We start from the raw sequence: 14,891 nt of genomic DNA, 5'->3' as shown, positions 1-14,891 counted from the left end.
CCCGCCACGACTTCGCCGCGCTGGACCCGGCCCGGCCGGTCGCCTTCACCGGCCCCGCCGGCGGCCCGGCGGCCGGCGCCCCGGTGCTGGGCGACGAGGCCAGGCTGCGCCAGGTCGTCAGCAACCTCGTCGGCAACGCCGTCGCCCACACCCCGCCGGGCAGCCCGGTCAGGATCGGCGTCGGCACGGCCGGCGACCGGGCGGTGCTGGTCATCGAGGACGAGGGGCCGGGGCTCGGCGCCGAGGAGGCGGCCCGCGTGTTCGACCGCTTCTACCGGGCCGACCGCTCCAGGGCCAGGACCGGCGGCGGCGGAGGGGCGGGGCTCGGGCTGGCCATCGTCCGCTCCATCGTCGCCGCCCACGGCGGCCAGGTGGAGGTCCGCTCCGCGCCGGGCGAGGGGGCGGCCTTCCACGTCCTGCTCCCCGTCGCCGACGGCCCGTAGCCCCTATGCTCGCCCGGGGCGTACGGGCACCTCAAGGACGGTCGCGCGGGCCCCGTCGGCGTCGGCGAGATGCTCCTCCACGGTGGGCCCGGCGACCTCCAGCCGGTGACGGCGCAGCCAGCCGAACAGGTCCTGCCCCGCTCCCACCACCCCCGCCGAGGGCGGGACGACGGCGCGCACGACGGCACGGGCGGGCAGGGTGAGCTGCTCGCCACCGCGATCGGTGCTCACCGCCACGTCGAACCCGCCCTCGGGCTCCCCCGGCAGCCAGGTCAGCAGCGTCCCCTCCGCCGGGCAGACGGCGGCCAGCCTGTCCGGGTGATCGACCCGCAGCCGGCGTACGCGCAGGCGGCGCGGCCCGGCCGTGGCCTGCTGGGGCAGGATCGACATGGGCGTGGCCAGGTGGTCCTCGGCGTGGGCGGCGGTCGCGGCGAGCGCGGCGATGTCCCGCCGGATGCCGGCCACGGTCTCGGCCAGGGCCTCCCGGAGCTGCGTCTCGGGGGCGTCCAGCAGGTCGGCGATCAGGCGCAGCGGGAGGCCGAGACGCCGCAGCCCGCGGATGCGTTCGAGGCGGGTCAGCTCGGCCACGCCGTACCAGCGGTAGCCGGTGCCGCCGTCCACCGAGGCGGGGGCCAGCAGGCCGATCCTGTCGTAGTGGCGCAGGGCGCGTTCGGACACACCGGTCATGCGCGCCAACTGCCCGATCCGCCACACGGCTGCCCCTCCGGTTGACCTTCTCCCTGGGGCAAGGTTCTACCGTCACCGCCCATGACGTCCATGACTGTTCCGGCCCCTCGGGCCCGGCTCACCGGTGCGGTGCTGCTGACCTCGCTGGCGGCCATGATCGCGAGCGCGGCGATCGTGGTGCCGTCCGGGCTGACCCTCAGCCCCGCCGACCCCGGCGCGGCGCTGGCCGCGGTGGGCGGCCGAATCGGGCCGCACCTGACCGAGCTGGCCCTCGACGTGCTGGGCTGGCTGTCCCTGACCGCGACCGGCCTGCTGATCGCCGCTCCCCCGACCGGCACTGCCGGCAGTGACGGCACTGTCGTCACTGCCAGGCCGCATCTGGTGACGCTCGCGGGCGGCCTCCTGGCCGCGGCCGGGCTGGCGGGCCTGCTGCACGACGCGGGGAACCTGGCGCTCACCCAGCTCGCCGCCGCCCCCGCAGCCCCGTCGGCGGCCACCGTGGCGTCGGCGGTGCTGCTCACCGCCAAGTGGACGGTCAACCTGGCCGGGCTCCTGTGGGTCGCGGCGACCGCCGCCACGGCGGCCGGCGTCCCGATGCCCGCCGGGCTCCGGATCACCGGCGCCGTCGCCGCCCTGTCCGGCCTGGCCGCGGTCGCGCTCCCGTGGACGACCGGCTCCGGCGGCCCGACGCCGGCGATGGAGCAACTCGGGTACGCCCTGCACCTGCCCGTCATGATCTGGTACGGCGCGCTGGCCTGGCGCATGCTCCGGAAGACATGACGACGCCAAACAGGGTGAGGCCGGACATGACGACGCCGGACAGGGAGAAGAGAAACCCCTGTCCGGCGTCGTACGGGCTACTTGCGCTTCTTGACCTCTTCGGCGAGCTGCGGCACGACCTGGTGCAGGTCGCCCACCACGCCGTAGTCGGCCAGCTCGAAGATCGGCGCCTCGGGATCCTTGTTGATCGCGACGATCGTCTTGGCGGTCTGCATCCCGGCCCGGTGCTGGATGGCGCCGGAGATGCCGGCCGCGACGTAGAGCTGCGGCGAGACCGTCTTGCCGGTCTGCCCGACCTGGAACTGGTGCGGGTACCAGCCGGCGTCCGTCGCGGCGCGCGAGGCGCCCACGGCCGCGCCCAGCGCGTCGGCCAGGCCCTCGATGACCGAGAAGTTCTCGGCCGAGCCCACGCCGCGCCCGCCGGAGACCACGATCGCGGCCTCGGTGAGCTCGGGACGCGCGCCCTTCTCCTGCTTGACGCGGTCGAGGACGCGGGCGCCCCTGGCGGAGCCGGACAGCATGAGCGACACCTGCTCCTCGGCGCCGGCGCCCGCGGCGGCCACGGGGGCCGTCGAGTTCGGGCGTACGGCGACGATGGGCGTGCCCCTGCGCACCCGGGACCGCACGTTGACGCCGCCACCGAAGATGGACTGCTCGGCCACGAAGCCCTCGCCCAGCCCGACGGCGTCGGTGATGACACCGGAGTCGGTCTTGACGGCCAGGCGGCCGGCGATCTCCTTGCCCTCGGACGTGGCGGCCACCAGCACGGCGGCGGGCGACTTCTCGGCCATCAGGTGGGCCAGGAGCTCGGCCTTGGGGGCGACGACGAAGTCGACGATGTCGCCGGACCCCTCGACGTAGATCTTCTCGGCGCCGTACTCGGCCAGCCTGGCCTTGGCGGCGTCGGTGATGCCAGGACCGGCCCAGACGGCGGCCGGGGTGCCGAGGGAGCGGGCCAGGGTCAGCAGTTCGAGCGTGACCTTCTTGACCTCGCCGTCGACGTGGTCGACCAGAACGAGAATTTCCGACATATCAGCAAAACCCCCGTTCTCAGATGAACTTCTTGGACGCGAGGAAGTCGGCGGCCTTCTGGCCCCCGTCGCCCTCGTCCTTGACGATCGTGCCGGCCGCGCGCGGCGGGGCCGCGGCGAACTCGACGACCTCCGACCAGGCGGCGCCGAGCCCGACCTGGTCGGCCGCGATCTCCGCGTCGCCGATGGCCAGCGTCTCGACCGGCTTCTTCTTGGCCGCCATGATGCCCTTGAACGAGGGGTAGCGCGGCTCGTTGATCTTCTCGACCACGGACAGCACGGCGGGCAGCTCGGCGGCCACCTTGTCGTAGCCGTAGTCGGTGATCCGCTGGATCACGACCTCGCCGCCCTCGATCTCGACCTTGTTGGCCAGCGTGAGCTGCGGCACGTCGAGGCGCTCGGCGAGCATCGCGGGGAGCATGCCGGTGCGCGCGTCGGTGGACTCCGAGCCGAGGACGACCAGGTCGAACCCGATCCTCTTCAGCGCCTGCGACAGGGCGTAGGAGGTGGACAGCGCGTCGGAGCCGTGCAGCGCGTCGTCGGTCAGGTGAACGGCCTTGTCGGCGCCCATGGCCAGGGCCTTGCGGATGGTCTCGGTGGCCTTGCCCGGGCCCATGGTCAGGACGGTCACCTCACCGCCGTGGGCCTCCTTGAGCTTCAGGGCCTCCTCGACCGCGTACTCGTCAAGCTCGTTCACCACGCCGTCGACGGCGTCGCGGTCGAGCGTCTTGTCATCGGACCGCAGCTTGCGCTCGGTCGCCGTGTCGGGGACCTGCTTCACGCAGACGACGATGTTCATGGCCGGTGGCCGACCTCCCGTGCTCGCGTGCGCCGCCGCTCGGTGCGGCCGACGCCTTTTGCATGCTGCCAGACTGCCAGTGACCCGCGAGAACCGTGACAGCGGGCCTCGCCGTTATGTTACCCATCAGTAGCTTAGCCGCAAACCCCCAGCTAGCACGGCATGCGGTCAAGCCCCACCCTCCACCATACCGAACTATGTTCCGGTGCCCGCGCTCAGGCCGACAGCAGGAACACCACGGCCACCACCAGCGCCGTGCCCGCGAACAGCACGAGCGTCCACATGCTGAACAGCGCGCTCAGCCCCAGGCAGAGCCCCACCGCCCCGAGCATCCCGGCGAAATCGTAGATCATCCGGCTGGTCCTGAACGGCCGCCGAGTGACCAAGGCCACAACCGCGTCGCTCATCGCCGCCAGCGAGTACGCCGCCAGCAGGAACAGCATCACCTCGGGCAGCGGCTCACGGGCGGCGGCGGCCAGCAGCGACACGAACAGCCCCGAGCCGATCAGCCACCGTCTGCGCACCTTCTCCCGGTGCCGCGCCTTGGACTCCTCGACGGACTTGCGGTGCCGCTCCTGGCCGGGACGCCACTCGCGGGTCGCCAGGTCCTGGATCTCGCCGCCGCCCACGGACGCGCGCACGGGAGGCCGCAGGACAGGGCGTGGCCGCGGGGCCGCCTCGACGCCCAGCCGGGCGCAGATCTGCGCGGCCGTCGGCCGGGCGACCGGGTCGGTGGCCAGGCACTCGCGCAGCAGCGGCGCCAGCCAGTCGGGAACGCCCTCCAGGTCCGGGTCGTGGTGGACCACCCGGTAAGCGACGGCCGAGGCGGGCCCCTGGCCGTACGGCTGGCGTCCCGTGGCCGCGTACGCGAGCGTGGCGCCGAAGGAGAACACGTCGGCGGGCATCCCCGCCTCCCCGCCCTCCAGCACCTCCGGCGCCAGGTAGCCGGGCGTGCCCACGACGGCGCCCGAGGCCGTCACCGACAGCGAGTCGAGCGCGCTGGCGATGCCGAAGTCGATCACGACCGGCTCGCCCTCGGCCATCATCACGTTGGCCGGCTTGAGGTCGCGGTGCACGACACCGGCCTCGTGCATGGCGAGCAGGGCGTCGGCCAGGCCGTTCGCCAGCAGCCGGAGGTCGGCGACCGGCGTGGGGACCGCGCTGAGCGGCCTGCCCTGCACGTACCGCGTCACCAGGTAGGGGCGCTCGACGTCGAGCGAGGCGTCCAGCACCTCGGCCACGTGCTCGCCGCCCACCAGGCGCATGGTCTCCACCTCGCGCGCCAGCCGGGCCAGCGCCCCGGCGTCGGCGGTCACGTGCGGGTGCAGGACCTTGACCGCCACCGTACGGCCCTCGGGGTCGAGCGCGAGGTGCACCGCGCCGAACCCGCCCGCCCCCAGCCGGGACAGTAACCGGTACGGGCCGAGGTCCTCGCTCATACCCCTACTCTCCCCCAGGAGCGGGCCTGGACACTCATGCCCAGGGTGACAGCCAGCCCAGTCCGACGCCTTCCAGGAGGTCGTTGACCAGCCCGGTGATCAGCCCGATCGTGCTCTGCCTGGCCTCCCTGGTCAGGCTGTCGATCACGGTCTCGGGAGCCCGCCACGGCGCCCACGACGTGTCCTGGCCCATCGCGAACATCACCGCGAGCATCGCGGCCGTCCCGACCACCAGGACGGCCACCAGGGCCGCGCCGGGCGTGCGCAGGACGCCGGTGAGCGTGCGGGTGACCGCCTGGCGCGGCGCGCCGCTGCCCGGCAGCACGAACAGCCCGGCCGTGAAGGCGCCCACGCCGTACGCGGCCGCCTCGTTGAGGCCCATCCCGCCGCCCCAGCGCAGCACGCCCCAGACGCAGACGCCGAACATCAGCGCCAGCGGCACGTGCACCAGCGTGATCAGCGCGGCCTTGACCAGCGCCCACGGCGTGCCGACCAGCACGAGCAGCGGGTCGGCGGCACTGCTGCCGCGCACCTGCCTGCGCTTGACCATGTCGCCGAACAGGTACTCGCCCATGCGCAGCACCAGCGCCAGCGCCACGGCCACCGCGCCCACCACGACGGGCATCATGACGGCCAGCGCGGTCAGCGTCACCAGCAGCAGCAACCCCGTGATCTGGCTGCCGACCAGGTAGCGCTTGCGCTCGCCCGGCGGCGTGTACGGGGGCGGCGCCGGACGCGGCTGCGGCGGCGCGGTGCGCGGCTGCTGCTGCGGCGGCCTGGTCTGCTGGTAGGCGGGCTGGTAGGCGGGCGGCGGCGCGGGATAGCCGGCCACCCGCTGGTCGGGCCGGGGCGCGGCGGGCATCGGCGCCGGCACATAGGGCGGCGGCCGCTCCTTGGACGGCCGCTCCTTGGACGGCCGCTCCTTGACCGGCGGCGGGGCCGGGCGGGCGTACTCGACCGGCGGCAGGATGTCCGCGAAGTCCTCCAGGACCCGGGTGCGGTCGCCCATCCGCTTCGTGCCGGTCGGCCCGTCGGGCGGCGTCTCGTGGAACGTGGTCACCGACGGGTCGAGCTGCCGGGCCATCCGCAGCAGCTCCTGCGCGCCGGGCCGGTGGTCGGGCGTCACCTGCAGCGCGCGACTCAGCCAGCCGCGCAGCCAGGCGGGCGCCTTGTCGAGCTGCGCGCGCCCTTCCATGATGTTGAAGCAGACCGCCTCGAACGTCCCCGTCCCGAACGGCGGCGCGCCCACCGCGGCGAAGAACACCGTGGAGGCCAGCGCGTGCACGTCCGCCGCCTGGGTGATCTCGGAGTCGCGGATGATCTCGGGCGCCAGGTAGCCGGGGGTCCCGACGAACATCCCCGTCTGCGTCAGCCTCGTCGCGTTGACCAGGTGCGCGATGCCGAAGTCGATGACCAGCGGCTCGCCGTTGACCAGCATGACGTTCGACGGCTTGAAGTCGCGGTGGATCACCTCGGCGGCGTGGATGGCCACCAGCGCCTGGCACAGCCCCTGCGTCATCCTGATGATCTCGCGCGCCTCCAGCGGCCCCTCCGCCAGCACGGTCTCCTCCAGCGTGCGGCCGGGGGCGAAACGGGTCACCACGTACGGCTGGCCGCCGACGAGCTCGGCGTCGAGCACCTCGGCGACGTGCGGGCTGCGCACCCGGCGCATCGTCTCGACCTCGCGGGTCAGCCGGTCGCGTGCCTTGAGGTCGGCGGCCACGTGCGGGTGCAGCACCTTGATGGCGACCTCGCGCCCCTCGGAGTCGAGCCCGAGGTGGACCACGCCCATGCCGCCTTCGCCGATCTTCCTGACCAGCCGGTAGGGGCCGAGCCGTTCCGGTGCTTGGGTGCTCATCGCCACCGTCCCAGCGTCAATTCCCTGAGTTCCCCTTCAGTCCATCGAGTTGGCTCACCAGAGGTCCGACGTCCAGCGGAGTCCATACGGCCCTCCTCGCGTTACTCCCGAACGTGCCGTAAGCGAGGATCAGGGAGAGCGCGGCCCCTGCCGCGAGGACTCCCACCATCACCATCGCCGCTGTTCTCGAGGGTACGAGCGATGAGAGCGTTCTGCGCATCTGTCTCCCCGGTCCCTCGACTCCCGGGCCCGCGCAGACCGTCCACAGCGCGATCGAGGCGCCCCAGGCGAGGGCGTTGTAGGCGTTCATCTTGACCACCACGGCCAGCAGCAGCGTGACCGGCAGCCCGAGGATGAGCGCGTAGAACCCGAGCGCGAACGTGATGCCCACCGACTTGGCCAGCGCGGCGGGGAAGGCGAGCACCCGCACCACGTCGAGCGCCGCCGTGCCGGTGGAGCGGCGCCCGGTCAGCTCGGGCTGGGCCATGTCGGCCGCGCGCAGCAGCACCACGAACGGCACCGCCACCAGCGCCACCAGGACCGGCGCCATCACGGCCGCCACGATCATGAGGATCAGCAGCATCGCGCTCGCCAGGCCGTACGCCTTGGAACGCTGCGTCACCTGGCCGGGACGGGCGCCCGGGACGAACGGCTCGCGCTTGGTGCGCAGGTCGCCCTGCCCGTACTGGTCGTGCTGGGGCTCCGGCTGGTAGGGGTCGCGCCTGGTCTGGGGGTTGGCGTACGGGTCACGCCGCGTCTGCGCGTCGTGGGCGAACTGGCCCTGGACCGGGATGTAGGGCGGCGGCTGCACCGGGGTGCCCCTGCCGTAGTCGGGCGCGTCGGGGCGCACCCGGCGGGTCGGGGCGTCCGGCGGGTCAGGGCGCACACGCCGGGTCGGCACGTCGCCCTCGGTGTGTGACGGGGTGTGTGAGGGGGTGTGCGGCGGGTTGTGTGACGGCGTGTGCGGCGGCAGCAGGCTGCCCTGCGACGGCTGGCCGCTGCCCTGCGCGGGAACCTGCCACGGCTGGGCGGCGCCCTCGCGCTGCATCCTGCGCAGCTCGTCGGGCGTCACCCTGCGGGTGGGCCACGGGTCGCCGCCCTGCTGCTCGGGGAGCAGCGACACGTGCGGCGGCTGCGGGCCGCCCTGTCCGCCGCCCTGTCCGCCGCCGTGGGGCGCTTGTGGACCGCTCTGCCCGGCGTGGGGCGGCTGGGGGCCGCTCTGGCCCTGTGCGGCGCTCTGCGGGCCGCTCTGGCCTTGCACAGCGCTCTGCGGACCGCTCTGTGGACCGCTCTGCGGGAGGGGTGATCGTGCCGGGCCCTGCTGGGAGCCCAGTCGTCCCTGCTCCTGGTTCTGGCGGAGCTGGTTGTCGATGAGGCTGCGCGGCGTCATGGGCGGCGTCGAGACGTCGTACGGCGGCTTGTCGGCGATCGGCGGCGGCGTCGGCAGCTCCAGCGACGGCCCGGAACGGTCCGAGCGGGGGATCGTGGAGATCTCGTCCGGCACGTGGCCCGGCGGCTTGGGCAGCATCCTGGCGGTCTGCTCGGCCAGCTCGGCCGCCTTGGGCCGCTTGGCCGGGTTGCGCTGGAAGGCGGCCTTGAGCAGCGGCTGCAGCTCCGCCGGGGCCGCGCTCACGTCGGCCTTGCCGGCGGTGATGTTGTAGAAGATCATCTCCAGCGTGCCCTTGCCGAAGGGCGGCTGGCCGGTGCCCGCGTACAGGAGCGTGCCCGCCCACGCGTGGATGTCGACCTCGGGACCGGCCTCCTGGCCCTCGATGATCTCCGGGGCGAGGTATCCGGGCGTGCCGATGAACATGCCCGTCTGCGTCAGCCTGGTCGCGTCCACCGCCTGCGCGATGCCGAAGTCGATCAGGACCGGGTCGCCGTCGAGGATGAGCACGTTGCCCGGCTTGAGGTCACGGTGGATCACCCCGCCCGCGTGCACGGCCGACAGCGCCGTGGCGACGCCGTGCGCGATGCGCACCAGCGCGGGCAGGTCGAGGGGGCCGTCGTCCTTGATGATCTCGTCGAGCGGACGGCCGGGGACGTAACGCGTGACGATGTACGGGCGATGACCGGTCACGTCGGCGTCGACGACTTCGGCGATGTACTTGCTGCGCACCCGGCGCATCGTCTCGACCTCACGCGACAGCCGCCGCCTGGCGACCTCGTCGCCGGCGACCTCCGAGCGCAGGACCTTGACCGCCACCTGCCTGCCCTGCGGGTCGACAGCGAGGTGGACAACGCCCATTCCGCCTTCACCGAGCCGCCTGAGCAGCCGGTAAGGGCCGAGTCGGTCATCGTTCATGGCATGAAGCACCATACCGGCTTAATCCCCGCCCACGAGATGAACCACGAGGCCACATTCCCACTCGTACAACGTCCGGAAGGGGCCCAACGGTTTCCCGTTCGACGGTCTCGAATTGGCCACGGTGTTGGCCGCCGCTTCCCATGGGGTGGTCCCGTGGTGCCGCCCACTCGCATCGTTCCTCGCTCTCCGCGGTCCGAGCCTCACGCCCGCGTTCGGTGATCGCGCCTTGCACCAGGTGTTCGGCGGCTGACGGCCGGCGGTCGGCTCTCTTCGACGATCAGCCCGCCAGGGAGAGCACCTCCGCCCCCTTCAGGCCGGCCAGCGTGGATCCGGCGACGGCGAGCTTGGACCTGCGCACGCCGCTGCCGATCACCACCTTCTGATGGTCGGCGACCCTCGTGTCCACGAGGATCGGCCAGTCGCCCGGCAGGCCGAGAGGGGTGATGCCGCCGTACTCCATCCCGGTGAGCTCGACCGCCTCCGCCATCGGGGCGAAGCTCGCCTTGCGGGCGTCGAGGTGCTTGCGCACCACGTTGTTCACGTCCACCCGCATCGTCGCCAGGATCATGCACGCGGCGTAACGGATCTCGCCGCCGCGCTTGGCCGCGACGACCACGCAGTTGGCGGACTCGTCGAGCGTCACGCCGTAGCGCTCGCAGAACGCCGCCGTGTCGGCCAGGTCAGGATCGATCTCGGCCACCTCGACGGCGCCCGCCTCCTGTGCGGCCAGCTCCTGCACGGCCAGCGCCACCGGATCGGCCAGCAGGTCGGTGCGGTCTGTCGCGGGCACCCAGTGCAACGTCATCCCATCTCCTCGATCGCTCTTCCAGGACAATATCCTCCGTCCTGGAAGTGGCGCGCCGTCACGGGTCGTCACCGGCCACCGTTGATCTTCATCGATCGTCACGGATCCCCACGGATCGTCACGGTGAGCGCAGGACGCGCTCGTGCAGCTGTGTGACGGCGCTGCGGGCCGACTCCATGGCTCCCGCCTGCCAAGCGATCAGACGGGTGAGCCAGTCGCCCGCGAAGTAGACCCTTCCGCTGGGGCGTTGCAGAAGAGTGAACGACGAATCAAAGGCCGGCCAGTGCACCCAGCCGCCCTGGATGTGCTCCTGGCGGTCCCAGGCGATGGAGACGCTGGACAGCAGGTCCTTGCCGTACTTGTCGCCGTGGATCTTCCGGCCCTGGGTGAGGGCGCGCCGCCTGCGGTCCTCGTGCGCGAGCGCCGCGTACAGCTCCGCGTTCCGCTCGGTGTTGTAGTAGCCGACGAGGACGCCGCGTTCGGAGTGGTAGCCGTGCGAGGGGTACCAGATGTGGGTGATGTCCAGGTCGGTCTCGGTGACGCCGCCGTAGATGCGGTCCTCCAGCTCCCACCAGCGCCGTCCGTACTCCAGGCCGATCTTGCCGGCGGCGACCGGGACCGGCGTCCTGAGCGCGGTCGTGATCCCGGCGCCGAGGTTGTGCGGGATCTTGGCCAGGATGTGCGGCGGGAGGGTGGCCAGGCAGTAGTCGGCCTTGAGCGCGCCGCCGTCCCAGGTGACCTCCACGCCGTCGGCCAGGCTGGTGATCTTGTTGACCTTGACACCGGTCCTGATCCGGTCCGCGCCGACCTTCTCGGTGAGCTTGGCGACGATGGCGTCCATGCCGCCGACCGGCTGGAACATGGGGGTGGCCATGTCGTAGCCGAAGTCGTTGGTGATGGAACGCCCGGTGCCGGCGGCGAGGACGGCGTGCAGGGTGCCGGGGGACTCGATGGGGGTGCCGCCGTCCAGCGCCGGATATTTCACGAATCCGCGCCGCGTGGACCCCTCGTAGCTGAGCTTCGGCCCCAGATCCCCGAACCTCCTGAGGAACTCCAGCAGCCGTTCCTGGTCGTCCTTGGTGATGGTCTTGTCCAGCGCCCCGACGTTCGTCGCCTTGGCCAGCAGCTCGGCGACGTACCCGTACATGTCGGCCCGCGCCGTCCTCGCCCGGATCGTCTGCCCGTTCGTGTGCACCAGCGCCTGCGCGTTGTTGTTGATGAACGTCTCGATCGGCACGCCCAGCTCACGGCAGTAGTCGAGGGTGACCATCCACGGCGCGATCCGGCCCGGGCCCGCGTTGAAGTACACGCCCTCCCCGAACTTCACCTCCTGCGCCGGGTTGTTCATCTCCTTGAGCCGGTCCCCGGCGCGCAGCGTCAGGTTCCGTCCCCCGGCCCGGTCCCTGGCCTCCAGCAGCGTGCAGTCGTAGCCCGCCTTGCCCAGTTCGTACGCGGCCGTCAGCCCGGCGACGCCCGCCCCGACGATCACCACCTTCGCCGCCGCCTTGCCACGCAGCGAGAAGTCGCCCTGCTGCGGGGAGGCGAAGTCCTTGTCCTGCTCGGACGGCGCCAGCCCCAGCGCGCCCATGGCGGCGTACATCGCCCCCGCGCCACCCACCGCCCCGATGCCGACGAGCAAGCCCCGCCGGGTCAGCGCCGCGCCCTCCATGCCACCCGCTCTCCACTGTGCGGCGTTCCCGCTTTGTCGTCCGGACGCCGTATGAACTGTTCAGCCCGCCAACCGTATGGCCCTTTGGGGGTGGGTTGTGGCACTTTGGCGACGGTTGGGGTGCGGGCGGGGCGCCGTGGCGAGGCGACCGGCCGCCGACCGGCCGTTACCTGCCTCGCCACCGCACGTCCGGCCGCATGTCCAGCCTCTGTCCGGCCGCCTGTTCGTGGCGACTACCGGTCGTATCAGGGGCAGCCGTACGGGCGGGACAATCATAGAGGCCGGGGACAGCGGGGGCGGGGTCAGCCGTACGGGCCGCTGCCGCAGGCGACCTGGCCGCCGATCGTGGCGAAGATGCCGAACAGGGCCATGATCTGCGTGAAGTCGTCCGTGGTGAACTCGGTGTGACGCGCCCCCACCGACTTCACGCCGGGAACCAGCCCCACAGCGGCCGCGATGGCAGTCGAGTTCCACTCCACCCCCAGCGTGTACGGAGCCGCCGGCCGATAGGGCGTGAAGTCGCTCAACCTCCCCAACGCCCGCACCGTGGCCTCACGGATCCTCGCCTGGGCAACCGCAGGCGGCAGCAGTTCGGCCGAGAACTTGTCGATCCCCTTCTTCACCGCCACCGTCTCCACGTCGCCGAGCAGCTCACGAGCCTCTTCACCGACGGCCTCGTCACCGGTCACGACCGCGACCGGCACCCCGTGGAACCCCGCGCACGCCGCCACCAGCCGCGTCTCCCCGCAGACCTCGCCGTTGAGGTAGACGTTCTGGATCTCCTTGCCCATCCAGGTGTGGTTGAGCACTCCGTCAGACACCCCGGCCCGCGCGTGGTAGCCGACGAAGCAGGCGGCCTGGAACGAGGCGTCCAGCCCCTGCGCCATCCGCTGCGCCTTGCCGGGACCGCGGATGAGCGTGGCGCGCGGGTCGAGGAGGTCGATGCGGAGGTTCTTGGTGGAGCCGTGGGCGTCGTTCACCAGCACGCTGGTCGCCCCCGCCTCGAACGCGCCCTCGACGGCGGCGTTGGCGTCGGCGGTCATCAGCTCGCATCCCCGCTCGTAGCCGCGCTTGCCCGCGTGCATCTCCTCGGGGTCGGTGAGGCCGGTCACGCCCTCCATGTCGACCGACAGGTACACCTTCACAGTCCAGCTCCTTGCCTGACCCGCCACACCTGGACGAAATCGCCTCAGGCTACCGTCCGGTCCCAGGGGCCCGGCGTACGAGCAGCCGGGGTGTGAGCGCGATCCCGGCCCGCGGCTCATCGCGCAAGGCGGTGGAGGTGATCCGCGAGAGACAGGACTGGACGCCGCACAGTTGATCACGCAACCAAGCTCCGGCGCTGCCCGGAACGGTCAGGCGGCTCCCCAGGTCTCCACGCGACGCACCTCGTCCTCCGTCATCAGCCCGACCTTCGAGCTCATGAACGTGGCCGTCCCCTCCCGCCACGGCTCCGGGATCTCCTCGATCGCCGGCGGATAGCAGTGGTCGAGCCAGCTCGTGGACTCCTCGGTGGCGTCGAAGTACTCCAGCGCCTTGCCGAACAGCGTGTTCTCGATGCCGGGCACCCGCGCCAGCCCGTACTCGACCATCTCCTGCCCCCCGTACGGCGGCGGCTGGAGCCACTTGCGGACGCGCGGGTCGTCGGCGGTGAAGGGCGTGTCCAGCGGGCGCCGTTCGACGGCGGCTTGAATGAGTTCCTTGTACAGGCACTTGCCGCACGTACGACACGGGCCGTCGGTCCCTTGCAGGCACCATCGGACATGGTCCTTGAGGTCGGAGTTCAGGGCCAGCCGCATGGTGACGGCCTCGCTCACCCCGCCGACCGGGAGCACGATGTGCACACCCGCCGCCGCGAACAACCGTCCCCACGCCCCGTGCGGCGCCCACATCAGGTTGTCGGGTGTGTAGCGCAACAAGTAGCGATCCCCGCCTAGCCAGCGTGAACCCAGTTCATAACCGAACGCCAGGCCACCGAGGTTCATCTGGTCGGCGACCAGCAACGCCCCCACCGCGACCGCGTGGTGCTCGGGGTAGCCGGGGCGCGGCTCCGACAGCGTGAACTCCAGGTCGGAGTCCACGATCGTGAGGTCCCGCCCGGTCCGCCGCGCCAGCCTGGCCAGGACGTCGGAACGGTAGTGCGACCAGCGGTTCGGGACGCGCGGGTGCGGCACCCGCCGGAAGTGCACGAACGGCGCGTCGGGATAGATGGCGGCGGCGGCCACGGAGTCGGCGCCGCCGCTGTACGAGATCGCCAGGTTCGCCCCGGCAGGCCGTGCCTCCGCGCCCACCGGCCCGGCCTCGATCCCCCACCCGTCGTGCAGCGCGGCGGCCACCTCGGGCGAGATGGCCCGGTCGAACACGATCTCCTTGCGCGTCCACGGCGCCACCACGGTCCAGGCGGCCACGGCGAACAGATCCGGATGGGCCTTCTCGGGCACGCCGGCGACGCTGCACGAGTTCGTGGCGAGCTTGACCGGGTGATCGTCGGCGGCCCTGCCGGTGATCTCGTCGTCGGCGCCCAGCCGGAACGTCAGCTCACCCTTGGACCAGCTCACCCGCATGGCTCAGTCCTCCACTCTCACGCCGTCGGCCACCGGCACCCGGGACTTGAGGTCGTCGATCGCCTGCCAGACGAGGACCTCGTTCTGCAGCACCCGGTCCAGCGCCTTCGCCGTCTCCTGCGCCAGGCGATGCGTGTCGTTCAGCTTGGCCCTCTCCGTGGCCGACCTGTCCGACGCCGCCCTGTCCGCGGACGACGCGCCGGTGGCGGGCCTGGTGTTCCTGAGGCGTTCGACCTCTTCCTGGAGGGTCGCCACCTCGCGGCGCAGGGTCTGGACCTCCCACAGGGCGTCCCGGATGTCCTGGCGGTGGTCGACGATGGAGATGTAGCGGGAATCGAACCACGAACGCACGGCTTTGCGCAGGCGAGCGGGGACCAGGACACGCATCATGAAACGCCACCATAGTGGCAAACCTTCGGCTTTCAGGACGCTGTTCCCGAATGGCAACCAAGGTGGGTGACACCAGTCAGCACCAGGGGTTGCAGGGCATCCGTTCACGATGACTTCG

13 protein-coding genes are annotated in these 14,891 nt (G+C 72.0%); 2 read left to right on the top strand and 11 right to left on the bottom strand.

Annotation, left to right across the window (positions count from 1 at the left end):
• Positions 1–443: sensor histidine kinase (locus tag KME77_RS20850; RefSeq protein ID WP_219470324.1), on the top strand; the 443-nt coding region annotated here is incomplete at its 5' end.
• A 3-nt stretch (positions 444–446) separates the two neighbouring features.
• On the opposite strand, the gene KME77_RS20845 is transcribed toward KME77_RS20850, so the two are convergent.
• Entirely contained in the window at positions 447–1,157 is a 711-nt protein-coding gene (locus KME77_RS20845) for a MerR family transcriptional regulator (protein ID WP_308250794.1), read from the bottom strand.
• 54 nt (positions 1,158–1,211) lie between these two features.
• Between KME77_RS20845 and KME77_RS20840 the strand changes: the two genes are divergently transcribed.
• Complete coding sequence (locus KME77_RS20840; RefSeq protein ID WP_219470320.1) at positions 1,212–1,910, top strand: hypothetical protein; 699 nt, start codon at positions 1,212–1,214, stop codon at positions 1,908–1,910.
• A gap of 77 nt (positions 1,911–1,987) precedes the next feature.
• On the opposite strand, the gene KME77_RS20835 is transcribed toward KME77_RS20840, so the two are convergent.
• The 10 genes from KME77_RS20835 to KME77_RS20790 form a co-directional block, all read right to left on the bottom strand.
• On the bottom strand, positions 1,988–2,941 hold the full coding sequence (locus KME77_RS20835) for an electron transfer flavoprotein subunit alpha/FixB family protein (RefSeq protein WP_219470318.1): 954 nt from the start codon (positions 2,939–2,941) through the stop codon (positions 1,988–1,990).
• A 19-nt stretch (positions 2,942–2,960) separates the two neighbouring features.
• A complete protein-coding gene (locus KME77_RS20830) occupies positions 2,961–3,740 on the bottom strand; it encodes an electron transfer flavoprotein subunit beta/FixA family protein (protein WP_219470316.1) in 780 nt (259 codons plus the stop codon).
• Between the two features lie 215 nt (positions 3,741–3,955).
• Complete coding sequence (locus tag KME77_RS20825; protein WP_219470314.1) at positions 3,956–5,179, bottom strand: serine/threonine-protein kinase; 1,224 nt, start codon at positions 5,177–5,179, stop codon at positions 3,956–3,958.
• Between the two features lie 34 nt (positions 5,180–5,213).
• Positions 5,214–7,037, bottom strand: a complete 1,824-nt coding sequence (locus KME77_RS20820; RefSeq protein WP_219470313.1) for a serine/threonine-protein kinase — start codon at positions 7,035–7,037, stop codon at positions 5,214–5,216.
• Between the two features lie 16 nt (positions 7,038–7,053).
• Positions 7,054–9,342: a protein kinase domain-containing protein gene (locus tag KME77_RS20815; RefSeq protein ID WP_219470311.1), complete on the bottom strand. Its 2,289-nt coding sequence runs from the start codon at positions 9,340–9,342 to the stop codon at positions 7,054–7,056.
• Between the two features lie 280 nt (positions 9,343–9,622).
• Complete coding sequence (locus KME77_RS20810) at positions 9,623–10,150, bottom strand: YbaK/EbsC family protein (RefSeq protein ID WP_219470308.1); 528 nt, start codon at positions 10,148–10,150, stop codon at positions 9,623–9,625.
• 118 nt (positions 10,151–10,268) lie between these two features.
• A complete protein-coding gene (locus KME77_RS20805) occupies positions 10,269–11,819 on the bottom strand; it encodes a flavin monoamine oxidase family protein (protein ID WP_219470307.1) in 1,551 nt (516 codons plus the stop codon).
• A 302-nt stretch (positions 11,820–12,121) separates the two neighbouring features.
• Positions 12,122–12,964 carry a M55 family metallopeptidase gene (locus KME77_RS20800; protein ID WP_219470305.1) on the bottom strand — a complete coding sequence of 281 codons (843 nt, stop codon included), beginning with the start codon at positions 12,962–12,964 and terminating at the stop codon, positions 12,122–12,124.
• Between the two features lie 210 nt (positions 12,965–13,174).
• Positions 13,175–14,383, bottom strand: coding sequence for a DUF6395 domain-containing protein (locus KME77_RS20795; protein ID WP_219470304.1), 1,209 nt, complete (start codon positions 14,381–14,383; stop codon positions 13,175–13,177).
• A gap of 3 nt (positions 14,384–14,386) precedes the next feature.
• Complete coding sequence (locus tag KME77_RS20790) at positions 14,387–14,773, bottom strand: hypothetical protein (protein ID WP_219470302.1); 387 nt, start codon at positions 14,771–14,773, stop codon at positions 14,387–14,389.
• Positions 14,774–14,891: the final 118 nt, after the last annotated feature.

It is taken from the genome of Nonomuraea rhizosphaerae (assembly GCF_019396405.1).
Lineage (GTDB): Bacteria > Actinomycetota > Actinomycetes > Streptosporangiales > Streptosporangiaceae > Nonomuraea > Nonomuraea rhizosphaerae.
This window is presented reverse-complemented; position numbering and strand designations above follow the sequence as displayed.